Raw genomic sequence first — 13,271 nt, 5'->3', positions numbered from 1 at the left:
AAATGAGCTTATTAGATTAGGCAAAAGGGCGTCTACTGTTGCCAGTAGAACTTAATACCCGTCACCCCACCGCGACTACCAGCCAATAACTACATTGGCTTTAACAGGTGTAGTCGCCAACCCGTTATACTTTTTTCTTAGGCCCAAGCATCATCACCATTTGGCGACCTTCTAGCTTCGGATATTGCTCAACTACAGCCAATTCGGCCAAGTCAGCTTCAACTCGTTTAAGTTGTGCCATACCAATTTCTTGGTGAGCCATTTCACGACCACGGAACCGTAAAGTAAATTTGCATTTGTCGCCTTCATTTAAGAAGCGAATTGCACCACGCAATTTAACTTGGTAATCGTTTTCATCCGTGCTCGGGCGCAGTTTAATTTCTTTAACCTGTACCTGCTTTTGCTTGAGCTTGGCAGCGTGCTTTTTCTTAGCCTCTTCGTACCGGAATTTACCGTAATCCATTAATCGGCAAACCGGTGGCTGAGCATTTGGCGCGATCTCTACCAGATCTACCTCTGCCTCTTCAGCCAGTTGAAGGGCTTGATTCAGGGAGACGATACCAAGTTGTTCGCCTTCCACACCTTGCAAACGAATTTCACGCGCGGTGATTTCACCATTAATACGCGGGCCTTTATCTTGAGCAGCTATTGTTATTACTCCAAGTCATTCAAAAACAAAACCGTGCACCTGCAAGTGTTAAACCTTAGGCAAATCAGCTTTTACCAGCGCAACCAGCGCTTCCACTGTCATTTGCCCTAAGTCTTCACCACTGCGGTTACGCACGGCCACCAAACCTGCATCACGCTCCTTATCCCCTACGATGACCTGATAAGGAAGACGTTGCAAGCTATGTTCGCGGATTTTATAGGTAATCTTCTCATTTCTCAAGTCCACTGATGCACGAAGTCCACTTTGATTCAATAAATCAGCAGTTTTTTGCGCATATTCACGTTGCGACTCAGAAATATTCATCACCGCCAGCTGAACTGGAGCCAACCAAGCCGGAAATGCACCAGCATGGTTTTCGATCAAAATACCAATAAAACGCTCTAAAGAACCAAGTACAGCACGATGCAACATAATCGGACGATGCTTAGCATTGTCTTCGCCGACATACTCCGCACCTAAGCGCTCAGGCAAATTAGGGTCAATTTGCAAAGTACCACATTGCCACAGTCGCCCCAAGCAGTCCTTTAATGTAAATTCAATTTTAGGACCATAAAATGCGCCTTCACCAGGCAGATACTCAAAGGCCAAGCCTTTTGAGTCTAAAGCGGCAGCCAAAGCCGCCTCTGCACGATCCCAAGAGGCCTCAGTACCAATTCGTTTTTCAGGACGCGTTGAAAGCTTGACCAAAATATCATCAAAGCCAAAGTCAGCATAAACTTCTTTAAGCAAATCAATAAATGCCGCGGCTTCTTGCTGAACTTGATCTTCAGTACAGAAAATATGCGCATCATCTTGCACAAAGCCACGCACCCGCATAATCCCATGTAAAGAACCCGATGGTTCATTACGGTGGCAAGAGCCAAATTCAGCATAACGTAATGGTAAATCACGGTATGAACGCAAACCTTGATTAAAGACTTGTACGTGCCCAGGGCAATTCATTGGCTTAATTGCGTAGTCGCGTTTTTCAGACTCAGTAGTAAACATCCCGTCGTGATAGTTTTCCCAGTGACCTGATTTTTCCCACAAGGTGCGATCCATCACCATCGGAGTACGAATCTCCTGATAGCCATGACGATTTAATTTGGCACGCATATATTGCTCAATGATTTGCCAAAGCGTCCAACCCTTAGGGTGCCAAAACACCATACCCGGCGCTTCATCTTGCATATGGAACAAATCAAGCAACTTACCTAATTTACGATGATCACGCTTCTCTGCTTCTTCAAGCATATGGAGGTATTGCGCCAGATCTTCCTTCTTAGCAAAGGCAGTGCCATATACCCGTGTGAGCATTTCATTTTTACTATCACCGCGCCAATAAGCACCCGCCACTTTCATCAGCTTAAATACTTTCAACTTTCCGGTTGATGGTACGTGCGGGCCACGACAAAGATCAGTAAAATCACCCTCACGATACAAGCTTAAAACTTGATCGGCAGGAATTGATTCAATAATTTCAGCTTTGTAGTTTTCGCCAATGCCCTTGAAATAAGTAATCGCATCATCGCGACTTAATTCATAACGCTCAACTTGAATGTCTTTTTTGACCAGCTCGGTCATTTTCTTTTCAATCGCCGCCAGATCATCCAATGTGAATGGACGCTCATAGGCAAAATCATAATAAAAACCGTTTTCAATCACTGGACCGATAGTGACTTGTGCGGTTGGATAGAGCTGCTTCACGGCGTAGGCCAATAAATGCGCAGTCGAGTGACGAATCACTTCAAGCCCTTCTGCATCTTTATCCGTAATGATATGGAGCGATGCATCTTGTTCCATCACATAGCGCGTATCAACTAACTGGCCATTCACCTTGCCAGCCAATGCGGCGCGTGCCAAACCTGGAGAGATGCTATGCGCTACATCGTAAACAGAGACTGCGGCATCGTATTGACGCACTGAACCATCGGGAAGCGTAATCGCTGGCATAATCATCGCCTAAATCAGTTACTCGGCAAGCCGAGACAAATATCATTTAAAAAAAACAAAAAAAAAGTGCGGCCTAGCCGCACTTTTCTGTCAAACCCACGTACGACTAGCCAAAAATAATTAAGGTTGTCGTATCGGTCAATAGCATTGGGTTTGATTCCTAAATTGTTGGTAGGCACGATTGGATTCGAACCAACTACCTCTTCCATGTCAAGGAAGCGCTCTAACCAGATGAGCTACGCGCCTAAAGAAGCAACATAATAAATATCATTTAACGTTTTGGCAAGCAAAGAACCATATTATTTATGACTAGATGCCTGGTTTTCGCCAAAAATAACGCCAAACAAAACCCGGCCAAGCAAAAACCACAAACAGCGAAAAAGTACTCACATAAAACTGCCAATTTTGTGAGTGTACCGAGCTGATACGTGATTCTAAAAGATAAGCGATCCCAGCCAATAAGGCATAAAAGACGCTAAGTTCTAATAGACGCCAACCAAAAGATTTAGTGCCAGCCTTTATTTTCCAAAAAAAGAACAACTTTTCAGAGAAAAAAGGCAGGTTAGCTGCCAAAGCAGCCAACCCAACAATTAACAAGAAGTTTTGCATTACATTAGTATGGTAGCGAAGTAAATGATTGTGACACGGCATCTGAAAGTAAGTTCATCAGGCGATCAGGCATAAACCCAAGCACAAGAAGTAACAAACAATTGATCGACAACACAAGCTTTGCGTCATTACCAGCAACCAATGGCGATTGATCAACCGCATCATCAAAGTACATTACTTTAACAATTCGCAGATAATAGAACGCGCCAATCAGCGAAAACACCACGGCAATCACAGCCAATGGCACCAAGCCCATAGTCACTACAACATTCAAGATGGCTAACTTAGCAAAGAAGCCCAAGAAAATAGGAATGCCGGCCATTGAAAACATGGTAAACAACATCATTGCGGCAAACCATGGGCTACGCTGGTTTAGACCCTTCAAGTCTTCAATCTGATCTGCTTCAAAACCTTGTCGAGACAACAGCATAATGATACCAAACGCAGCAGCACTCATTAGCACATAAGAAACGACATAGAAAAACGACGCTGAATAACCTGCAGGACTCGCCACCAACAGGCCAAGTAACACGAAGCCCATATGTGAAATAGTCGAATAGCCAAGCATCCGCTTAATATTGGTTTGAGAAATTGCCGTGATATTACCCAAGCCCATCGACAATACAGCCAACACCATCAACATACCACGCCAATCTGGCGCAAAGCCCTCTAACGCCTGGGCTAAAATACGCAAAGTAAACACAAACACTGCAGCTTTTGGTGCCGATGCAATCAGTTGAGTAATCGGCGTTGGCGCCCCCTGATAAACATCAGGAACCCACATATGAAATGGCACTGCACCAAATTTAAAGCCCAAGCCCGTAACAATAAATACGATGGCAAAAACAGCTAACAGATTATTTGCTTGACCTGCTTGGATCGCGTGCGACACAGCAAAAATATCGAGCGAACCCGTAGAGCCATACAACATCGATACACCATACAACAGCATACCCGAAGCCAAAGCACCCAAAACAAAGTACTTCATCGCAGCTTCTGTCGAAGCAAATGACTCACGATTCAAAGCCACCAAGGCATACACCGACAAAGACATCAACTCTAGGCCAACATACAAAGCCAAGAAATTAACCGATGATGCCATCACCATCATTCCCAATAATGAGAACAAAGTGAGGGTAAATAATTCACCGCGAAACAAGCCACGCGCCATTGCATAACTACGACCGTAGATCAGCACTAAAGCCACACCGACAATCATTGCCAATTTTGCAAAATCTGCGATTGGATCAACTAAATACAAGCCATTAAATGCGAGACGCGAATGCGGCTCGTGCCCCATTAGCACCAAGGCAAAAGTGATTGCCAAAGTAGCCAAGGTCATTACATAAGTCAGATGCCGTTTGGCATCACTAATAAAAAGGTCAAGCAAAAGAATGGCGCAAGTTGCACACAGAAGGAAAATTTCTGGTGCCGCCACCCATGCATTAAGACTGGTCCAGGTCATGGTTCTAGCCTATTTCTTATAATAAGGATTAATTAAGCTTGGTCTGTGAAGCTTGCCAAATCAGATCATTCACTGACTGGTGCATCACCTCGGTAAACGGCGCGGGATATAAACCCATTCCTAAAACGGCGATGGCTAACACCGCTAGAATTAAAAATTCACGTTTATTGACATCCTTAAGCTCAGCTACATTTTGATTTGCAACTTCACCAAACAGAACGCGTTTGTACATCCAAAGCGTATAAGCAGCACCAAAAATCAAAGTTGTAGCACCAGCAACGGCATACCAGAAATTAACCTGTACCGCGCCCAAGATCACCATAAACTCACCCACAAATCCCGAAGTCGCTGGCAAACCTGAATTAGCCATCGCAAACAACATCATGAATGAAGCAAAAATTGGCATTTTATTAGCTACGCCACCGTAATCAGCAATCTTACGGCTATGAACACGGTCATACATTACGCCAACACAGAAGAACATTGCCGCAGAAATAAAACCGTGAGAAATCATTTGCACTAATGCGCCTTCCACGGCCCATGAATTCAATTGATTACCGCTAACACCGCCGAACATAAAGAAGCCCAGCGTAACAAAACCCATGTGTGAGATTGATGAATAAGCAATTAGCTTTTTCATGTCTGTTTGAACCAAAGCCACCATACCGATGTAAACAACGGCGATCAATGACAGAGTAACCATGAGCCAGGCATATTCGCGTGAAGCATCAGGCAGAATCGGCAATACAAATCGCAAGAAACCGTAAGCGCCCAGCTTCAAAGTAATTGCAGCCAACACCATAGAACCACCTGTTGGCGCTTCAACGTGAGCGTCTGGCAACCAGGTATGCACTGGCCACATTGGCACTTTCACCGCAAAGGCAAAGAAGAATGCAATCAACAGCATGGTTTGAGCGCCCATTGTCAACGGCAAGCGTTGGAATGCTGCAATCTCAAAACTACCACCGCTTTGATAGTACAGATAAATAAACGCAACCAACGTCAACAAAGAACCCAGCAAGGTATACAAGAAGAACTTAACCGATGCATACACACGACGAGCGCCACCCCACACACCAATAATCAAGTACATCGGGATGAGCATAGCTTCAAAGAAGGCGTAAAACAAAATGGCATCCATGGCCGCAAAAGCGCCATTGATCAAGCCGGACATGATCAAAAACGCAGCCATGTATTGCGCTACACGCTTTTGAATCACTTGCCAGCCAGCCAATACCACCAATAAGGTAGTAAAACTATTCAAAATCACGAACAGCATAGATAAACCATCTACGCCGAGGTGATAGTTAATATTCAAGCTTTCAACCCACGGCTTCATTTCCGTGAATTGCATACCACCGTGAAACGTATCAAAGCCAGTGTAAAGCGGAATCGTAACCAAAAAAGAAACCAAAGCGCCCATCAGCGCCAGCCAGCGCGCTGCGGGAGCATTTTTATCGCTACCCGTAGCAAGCACAATCAAACCTGCCACAATGGGCAGCCAGATTGCAAGGCTGAGGAGATTACCCGTCATATTTAACCTACTTGTTATGTATTAAATCTGTCGTCATCAAAAAAGCGAAACAACACCAATCACTGCAAAGTGAGTACGCCACCCAACCACCAAGTCATCAGCAGCAAGGCGCCAATAATCATTGCAAAAGCGTAATGGTAGATGTATCCAGTTTGCAGGCGACGAATAAGACCTGAGAACACGCCAACAAGCTTAGCGGCCCCATTCACCAACAGACCATCAATTAACAATGTATCACCCACTTTCCAGAGCACCGTACCCAGTGCGCGAGCGCCGGCAGTAAACACATTGATGTACAAATGATCCATGTAATACTTTTCTTCAAGCAGTTTTCTAACGCCGATTGCAGTAAAGAAACGATCACATGCAGCAGGAAGTTGCGGTGCCTTCATATAGAACAACCATGCAGCTGCAACACCAGCAAAAGCCAACCAGAATGGCAATGTTACAAACGCGTGAGTCGCCATCCCCATTGCATCGTGCGCATGGTGAACCACCGCCTCCATTGCTGGATGAGCCTCAAGATTAACCGTCAGCACATCTTTAAAGAAATCACCGGCCAACATCGGGCTAATTGCGATATACCCAACCAGTACCGAAGGAATCGCCAACAAAATCAATGGCAAGGTAACAACCCATGGCGACTCGTGCGGCTTGTCATTCGGACCCAAACCGTGGTGATGATCGTGATCATCATGTGCATCATGACCATGATGCGTATCTTTCTTTTGCATCCACTGCTCTTTGCCGTGGAAAACCAAGAAATACATACGGAATGAATAAAATGCTGTAACAAACACGCCAGCGACAACAGCAAAATAAGCAAACCCAGCGCCGGGCAATTTAGAAGCTTCAACCGCAAGAATAATTGAATCTTTTGAATAGAAACCAGAGAAAAATGGCGTGCCAATCAAAGCTAATGACCCAATCAACGAAGTGATCCACGTGATCGGCATATATTTACGCAAGCCACCCATGTTGCGGATATCTTGATCATGGTGCATACCCATAATCACCGAACCGGCGGCAAGGAATAGCAAAGCTTTAAAGAAGGCATGCGTCATCAAATGCATTAACGCCACTGAGTAAGCCGAAACACCCAAGGCCACCGTCATATAACCGAGCTGCGACAAAGTCGAATAAGCAACAACTCGCTTAATATCGTTCTGGATAATCCCGAGGAAACCCATAAATAAGGCGGTAATGGCACCAATCACCAACACGAAATTAAGTGCGGTATCAGACATCTCGAATAACGGAGACATCCGTGAAACCATAAAGATACCCGCAGTTACCATCGTTGCTGCATGGATCAACGCTGAAATTGGCGTCGGCCCTTCCATTGAGTCTGGCAGCCAAACATGCAAAGGAAATTGCGCTGATTTACCCATTGCACCAATAAACAGCAAAATGCAAGTCACCGTCATCAATGACCATGGGGTACCAGCAAACAAGCTAATCGTCGCATCTTTAAGCTCTGGCGCCTTGGCAAACACTTCGGCGTAATCCAGAGTACCAAAATGGGCCAATACCAAACCGATACCGAGCAAGAAACCTAAGTCACCCACGCGATTAACCAAAAAGGCTTTCAAGTTTGCAAATGTTGCTGTTGGGCGTTTAAACCAAAATCCAATCAACAGGTACGATACTAAACCCACCGCTTCCCAGCCAAAAAACAGCTGCACAAAGTTATTACTCATGACGAGCATTAACATCGAGAAAGTAAACAATGAGATGTAACTAAAAAAGCGCTGATAACCAGGGTCATCTTGCATATAGCCAATCGTGTAGATATGCACCATCAGCGATACAAAGGTAACGACACACATCATCATTGCGGTGAGATTATCAACTAAAAAGCCGATATTCAAATCCACGCCATTGACTGAAAGCCATGTGTAGAGATTGCCATTAAACGATTCGCCACCATTGAGCAAATAATTTAAGGTATACGCCGACAAAGCAAACGACACAGCAACGCCTGCAATCGTTGCAATATGTGCCGCTCGACGGCCAATCGCCCAGCCAAACAAACCAGCGATTAGCGAGCCCAATAATGGCGCTAGCGGTATAAGCAGATAAATCGATTTCATATCCATTGGTATTATTGTCCGATTCTATGTTGTCCGGTTTAACCCTTCAGGCTATCCAAATCTTCGACGTTAATCGACCGTAAATTACGGAAGAGCACCACCAAGATAGCGAGGCCAATAGCCGATTCGGCTGCAGCAACGGTTAGGATAAAGAAGACGAAAATCTGGCCACCGGTATCGCCTAAAAACTGCGAAAACGCGATGAAATTCATATTCACGGACAACAACATCAATTCGATTGCCATTAGCAATACGATTAGATTTTTGCGGTTCATGAAAATGCCAAACACGCTGATCGCAAACATAATTGCGCCCAGCACAAGGTAATGAGTCAGTGTAAGCACATATCCTCCCTAAACTCTTATCTAGGCCAATTAGGCTGCAGGTTGATCGGTAGACTGGGCATCATTTGCCGAATCTTTTGGCTCAGAGGCCATTTTTACAATCCGTAAGCGATCGTCGCGCTTGACACGAACTTGCTCACCTGGATTGATATACTTGGTATTCTTACGTTTGCGTAATGTCAGAGCAATTGCTGCAATCATCCCAACCAGCAGCAACACTGCTGACAACTGGAATGGCAAGAAATACTGGGTATAAATTAACATGCCCAATGTTTCAGCTGATGCAGTGTTAAAGCTTGGCTCAAGCAAACGTGATTCATCAATTTGTGCTGCACGATGCGACAAAATCAGCACCATTTCAATCAACATAATGATTGCAACGGTACCTGCCACAGGTAAAAACTTCCAAAAGCTCTTGCGTAACGCTTCGAAGTTAATATCCAGCATCATCACCACAAACAAGAACAACACCATTACCGCACCGACATAAATCACAATCAGTGAAACCGCCAAAAACTCAGCTTTAATCAGCATCCACAATACGGCGCTATTAAAGAAAGACAACACCAAATACAGCACGGCATGGACTGGGTTCTTAGCTGTAATCACACGAAATGCGGCAAAAATCAGCACTGCAGCAAAGATATAAAAAAGCGCTAAAGTCATATTTTATTCCTAGCGATACTTAGCATCAGCAGCTTTGCGTTCAGCGATTTCAGCTTCGTATTTATCACCGACTGCCAACAACATTGGCTTGGTGTAATACAAATCGCCACGTTTTTCACCGTGATATTCATAAATATGCGTTTCTACAATCGCATCAACCGGACAGGCTTCTTCACAAAAACCGCAAAAAATACATTTAGTCAGGTCAATATCATAACGGCTGGTACGACGAGTTTTATCGTCCGGACGCGCCTCTGATTCAATCGTAATCGCCATAGCTGGGCAAACCGCTTCACACAATTTGCAAGCAATACAACGCTCTTCGCCATTGGCGTAGCGGCGCTGAGCATGTAAACCACGAAAACGCGGGCTATACGGTGTTTTTTCCTCAGGAAATTGCACAGTAATCTTGCGCTGGAAAAAGTGACGACCCGTTAATAACAAGCCCTTCACCAATTCAACCAGCAAGAAGGTTTTAAAGAAATATAAAATTTTATCCATGGCGTAAGTCCTTTTCCATTACCAGATCGACCAAGGGGTCTGCATCCAAGCACCCACCAAGACAATCCAAACCAAAGTTACTGGAATAAAGATCTTCCAACCTAGGCGCATTAATTGATCGTAACGATATCGCGGAAATGTTGCGCGGAACCACAAGAAGCAGAACAGCAAGAATGCAACTTTCAACACCCACCACAGCGGGCTCGCCGCGCCAAGAACAGGAATTGACGCCGGGAATGGTGACAACCACCCACCCAAAAACATCACCGAAGCCATTGCTGAAATCAAAATCATATTGGCGTATTCAGCCAAGAAGAACAGCGCAAAACCCATGCCCGAATACTCAACCATGTGTCCAGCAACAATCTCAGATTCACCTTCAGTCACGTCAAATGGTGCACGGTTAGTTTCAGCGACACCTGCGATGAAATACACAACAAACAGTGGCAACAGCGGGATCAAATTCCAAGATAAGAGCGAACCACCGGCCATGCCCTGACCTTGCTGCTCAACGATCGCGGTGAGGTTCAAACTACCTGAAACCATAATTACGCCAACCAGAGCAAAACCCATTGCCAATTCGTAAGAGATTACTTGAGCAGCTGCACGCATACCACCCAAGAAAGCATATTTCGAATTAGACGCCCATCCTGCCAAGATCACACCGTAAACACCCATTGAAGTAATGGCCATCACGTAGAGCAAACCTACATTCACATCGGCCAATACATACCCAGGGTAAAACGGTACAACCGCCCATGCGCCTAGCGCAGGAACCAATACCATGATAGGAGCTAAAAAGAACAGCTTCTTATCAGCAGCGCTAGGTGCAATAATTTCTTTTAACAATAGCTTTACGCCATCAGCAACCGGTTGTAGCAAACCGAAAGGACCAACCCGATTAGGGCCAATCCGGATTTGCATAAAACCGATCACTTTACGTTCTGCCAGCGTTAAATAAGCCACTGCCCCCATAATCGGCGCCACTATCAAAACAATCTTGAGTAGCGTCCAAACGACAAAAGCAATGTCATAACCCAAATAACTTTGTAGAAATTCCATGTTCTGCCCCCTTAAGCCTTCAGCACTTCAACAGCGCCAACCATATCACCCAAATTACGAGTCAATGGATGCGAAGCAGCAACGCGAATTACATCGTCAACTAAGCCATCATCGAGCGCTACCAACAGTGTGGCACTACCCTGTTCTTGCTGAACAATGGCTTGACCATCAACAACCAAGCCCAATTTAGTCAGTGTCGCCGTATTTGCACGTAAAGTGCTGGCGAGCAAAGCGTCTTGAGTTGCTTGTAAACTTGGTGAGCGACGAACGATGGAATCAACCTGATACAAAGGCACTTCGCCTAAGCGAACCAAACCCTGTGCAGCTTGTGCACGCACAGCGTGTGTACTTACTACGGTATTACTTAAGCGCGGAGCAATTTCGCCGGCTAGCGCTTCATCACGAATTTCTTCTGATGAGTTGTATTCAAAACCAGAGAATCCAAATAGATTACCGAGCACTCGGAATACTTTCCACGCTGGACGAGTCTCGCCCAATGGCCGAACTACACCATTAAAGCTTTGTGCTTTACCTTCCATATTCACGAACGTACCTGATGTTTCGCTAAATGGAGAGATAGGTAAAATCACATCGGCATAATCCATGGCACAGCTTTGGAATGGTGACATGACAACCACCATTTCTGCATTTTTTGCAGCGGCCAAAGCATAAGCACCGTTGTGTGCATCATATTCAGGCTCAACACCTAAAAATACATACGCTTTTTTAGCGTCTGCCAATGCACCTGCACCAAACACATCCCCACCGAGATCCGCACCAACTAATTGCGCACCAACACTATTGGCAGCCATGGCAGGCACACCCAATGTTGCGCCAGTCAGCACTGCTAACGCAGTTGCAGCAGCGTAAATTTCAGCATAACGCGCGCTAGTTTGGGCCACATTACCCAACAAAATGGCGGTTTTGGCTTTGCCATCAAAACTCAAAGCAATCGCACGTGCGGCATCAGAAACCAACACATTCGATAAATCAACGCCAGTAGGCACTGGTACTGATTTCAACTCAACAAATGCTTGTATAACTTGCAATAAGCCTTCCACCAGCTGGTCCGGACGCACGACAACTTCGCCAACCAGCTTGGTCAACATTTCATCTGAGTGCGCATTGACTGCGGATAGCTGCAAGCCTTTTTTCACCGATTGACGTAACCGTTGCGCCAATAATGGCTGCTCTTTACGCAATGTGGAGCCCACCAACAAAACAGCTTCATTTTGTGATAGCTCAAGCAATGACTGGCCTAACCATTGAGCGCCTTGCGTTTTTAGCGAGAAATCAGCACTGCGAGCGAATGCCTGCACCGATTCAACACCCAAACCGGCCATCACTTTACGTAAAGCAAATAACTCTTCAACTGTAGAGCTTGGCGATGCAACTGCAGCAATACTATTTTTGCCATGTTCAGCAATCACTTGCTTTAAACCATTGGCAACGTATTCAAGTGCTGTTTGCCAATCGGTTTCTTGCCAAACACCGCCTTGCTTGAGCATCGGCTTAGTCAGGCGCTCTTCCGAATTCAAAGCTTCGTATGAATAGCGATCGCGATCTGATAGCCAGCATTCATTGATTGCTTCATTTTCCAACGGCAATACACGCATTACTTTGTTGTTCTTAACTTGTACGACCAAGTTAGAACCCAAACCATCGTGTGCACTCACCGATTTACGGCGAGACAATTCCCACGTGCGCGCGGTGTAACGGAATGGCTTGCTAGTTAAAGCGCCAACCGGACACAAATCGATCACGTTGCCAGAAATCTCTGAATTCACCGTTTTGCCAATAAATGGCATTACTTCGGTAAATTCTCCGCGATTGGCCATGCCTAATTCTTGGAAGCCGGCGATTTCTTCAGTAAAACGAACGCAACGGCTGCAATGAATACAGCGCGTCATATCCGTTGAAATCAAAGGTCCAAGATCTTTATTGGCAACGACACGCTTTTCCTCTGCGTATTCAGAGCCTGTTTGGCCATAGCCAACAGCCAGATCTTGTAACTGACATTCGCCACCTTGATCACAAATTGGACAATCCAATGGGTGATTAATCAGCAAAAATTCCATTACCCCTTTCTGTGCGGTAACCGCTTGATCAGAATGGGTCCAAACTTTCATGCCATCAGTAACAGGTGTTGCACAGGCCGGCAAAGGCTTGGGTGCTTTTTCAACCTGGACTAGACACATACGGCAGCTTGCGGCAATTGAGAGTTTCTTGTGATAGCAAAAATGTGGAATGTGCACACCAATCGAATTGGCTGCGTCCATCACAGTGCTACCACCAGGGACTGTCAATTTTTTACCGTCGATTTCGATTTCCAACATGCTCGACTCGATTCAAAGGCAATAATTCAAAAGAAAATTCGACTAATAACAGACGACCC

Annotated in this window: 11 protein-coding genes and 1 tRNA gene; all 12 read right to left on the bottom strand. The window is 45.3% G+C overall.

The window, feature by feature from the left end; all coding sequences use genetic code 11:
• Positions 1 to 124: 124 nt before the first annotated feature.
• The 12 genes from infC to nuoG all read right to left on the bottom strand — a co-directional run bounded on the left by infC (position 125) and on the right by nuoG (position 13,212).
• Complete coding sequence (gene infC / locus K4H25_RS07785; RefSeq protein WP_203564288.1) at positions 125 to 649, bottom strand: translation initiation factor IF-3; 525 nt, start codon at positions 647 to 649, stop codon at positions 125 to 127.
• Positions 650 to 697: 48 nt separating this feature from the next.
• Positions 698 to 2,602 (bottom strand): threonine--tRNA ligase, encoded by a 1,905-nt coding sequence (thrS, locus tag K4H25_RS07780; RefSeq protein ID WP_221022740.1) that lies wholly within the window; start codon positions 2,600 to 2,602, stop codon positions 698 to 700.
• Between the two features lie 169 nt (positions 2,603 to 2,771).
• Positions 2,772 to 2,848 (bottom strand) — tRNA-Val (locus K4H25_RS07775).
• Between the two features lie 63 nt (positions 2,849 to 2,911).
• Positions 2,912 to 3,211, bottom strand: coding sequence for a DUF2818 family protein (locus K4H25_RS07770; protein ID WP_221022739.1), 300 nt, complete (start codon positions 3,209 to 3,211; stop codon positions 2,912 to 2,914).
• A 4-nt stretch (positions 3,212 to 3,215) separates the two neighbouring features.
• Positions 3,216 to 4,676 (bottom strand): NADH-quinone oxidoreductase subunit NuoN, encoded by a 1,461-nt coding sequence (gene nuoN, locus K4H25_RS07765; protein WP_221022738.1) that lies wholly within the window; start codon positions 4,674 to 4,676, stop codon positions 3,216 to 3,218.
• 28 nt (positions 4,677 to 4,704) lie between these two features.
• Entirely contained in the window at positions 4,705 to 6,210 is a 1,506-nt protein-coding gene (locus K4H25_RS07760; protein ID WP_221022737.1) for an NADH-quinone oxidoreductase subunit M, read from the bottom strand.
• A gap of 59 nt (positions 6,211 to 6,269) precedes the next feature.
• A complete protein-coding gene (nuoL, locus tag K4H25_RS07755; RefSeq protein WP_221022736.1) occupies positions 6,270 to 8,309 on the bottom strand; it encodes an NADH-quinone oxidoreductase subunit L in 2,040 nt (679 codons plus the stop codon).
• Positions 8,310 to 8,341: 32 nt separating this feature from the next.
• Entirely contained in the window at positions 8,342 to 8,647 is a 306-nt protein-coding gene (nuoK, locus tag K4H25_RS07750; RefSeq protein ID WP_173533772.1) for an NADH-quinone oxidoreductase subunit NuoK, read from the bottom strand.
• A 30-nt stretch (positions 8,648 to 8,677) separates the two neighbouring features.
• Positions 8,678 to 9,313 (bottom strand): NADH-quinone oxidoreductase subunit J, encoded by a 636-nt coding sequence (locus K4H25_RS07745; protein WP_221022735.1) that lies wholly within the window; start codon positions 9,311 to 9,313, stop codon positions 8,678 to 8,680.
• Between the two features lie 9 nt (positions 9,314 to 9,322).
• Positions 9,323 to 9,814: an NADH-quinone oxidoreductase subunit NuoI gene (gene nuoI / locus K4H25_RS07740; protein WP_173533770.1), complete on the bottom strand. Its 492-nt coding sequence runs from the start codon at positions 9,812 to 9,814 to the stop codon at positions 9,323 to 9,325.
• Between the two features lie 18 nt (positions 9,815 to 9,832).
• On the bottom strand, positions 9,833 to 10,876 hold the full coding sequence (gene nuoH / locus K4H25_RS07735) for an NADH-quinone oxidoreductase subunit NuoH (protein ID WP_221022734.1): 1,044 nt from the start codon (positions 10,874 to 10,876) through the stop codon (positions 9,833 to 9,835).
• Positions 10,877 to 10,887: 11 nt separating this feature from the next.
• Positions 10,888 to 13,212, bottom strand: coding sequence for an NADH-quinone oxidoreductase subunit NuoG (nuoG, locus tag K4H25_RS07730; RefSeq protein ID WP_221022733.1), 2,325 nt, complete (start codon positions 13,210 to 13,212; stop codon positions 10,888 to 10,890).
• Positions 13,213 to 13,271: the final 59 nt, after the last annotated feature.

Origin of the sequence: Deefgea piscis, assembly GCF_019665785.1 — a bacterium.
In the GTDB taxonomy this organism is placed as follows: domain Bacteria; phylum Pseudomonadota; class Gammaproteobacteria; order Burkholderiales; family Chitinibacteraceae; genus Deefgea.
This window is presented reverse-complemented; position numbering and strand designations above follow the sequence as displayed.

Bases quoted from the DNA above. Each gene is read 5' to 3' on its own strand.
- thrS (WP_221022740.1), bottom strand. From the start codon at position 2,602: ATGCCAGCGATTACGCTTCCCGATGGTTCAGTGCGTCAATACGATGCC.
- nuoN (WP_221022738.1), bottom strand. From the start codon at position 4,676: ATGACCTGGACCAGTCTTAATGCATGGGTGGCGGCACCAGAAATTTTC.
- nuoI (WP_173533770.1), bottom strand. From the start codon at position 9,814: ATGGATAAAATTTTATATTTCTTTAAAACCTTCTTGCTGGTTGAATTG.
- nuoL (WP_221022736.1), bottom strand. From the start codon at position 8,309: ATGGATATGAAATCGATTTATCTGCTTATACCGCTAGCGCCATTATTG.
- K4H25_RS07770 (WP_221022739.1), bottom strand. From the start codon at position 3,211: ATGCAAAACTTCTTGTTAATTGTTGGGTTGGCTGCTTTGGCAGCTAAC.
- nuoG (WP_221022733.1), bottom strand. From the start codon at position 13,212: ATGTTGGAAATCGAAATCGACGGTAAAAAATTGACAGTCCCTGGTGGT.
- K4H25_RS07745 (WP_221022735.1), bottom strand. From the start codon at position 9,313: ATGACTTTAGCGCTTTTTTATATCTTTGCTGCAGTGCTGATTTTTGCC.
- K4H25_RS07760 (WP_221022737.1), bottom strand. From the start codon at position 6,210: ATGACGGGTAATCTCCTCAGCCTTGCAATCTGGCTGCCCATTGTGGCA.
- nuoH (WP_221022734.1), bottom strand. From the start codon at position 10,876: ATGGAATTTCTACAAAGTTATTTGGGTTATGACATTGCTTTTGTCGTT.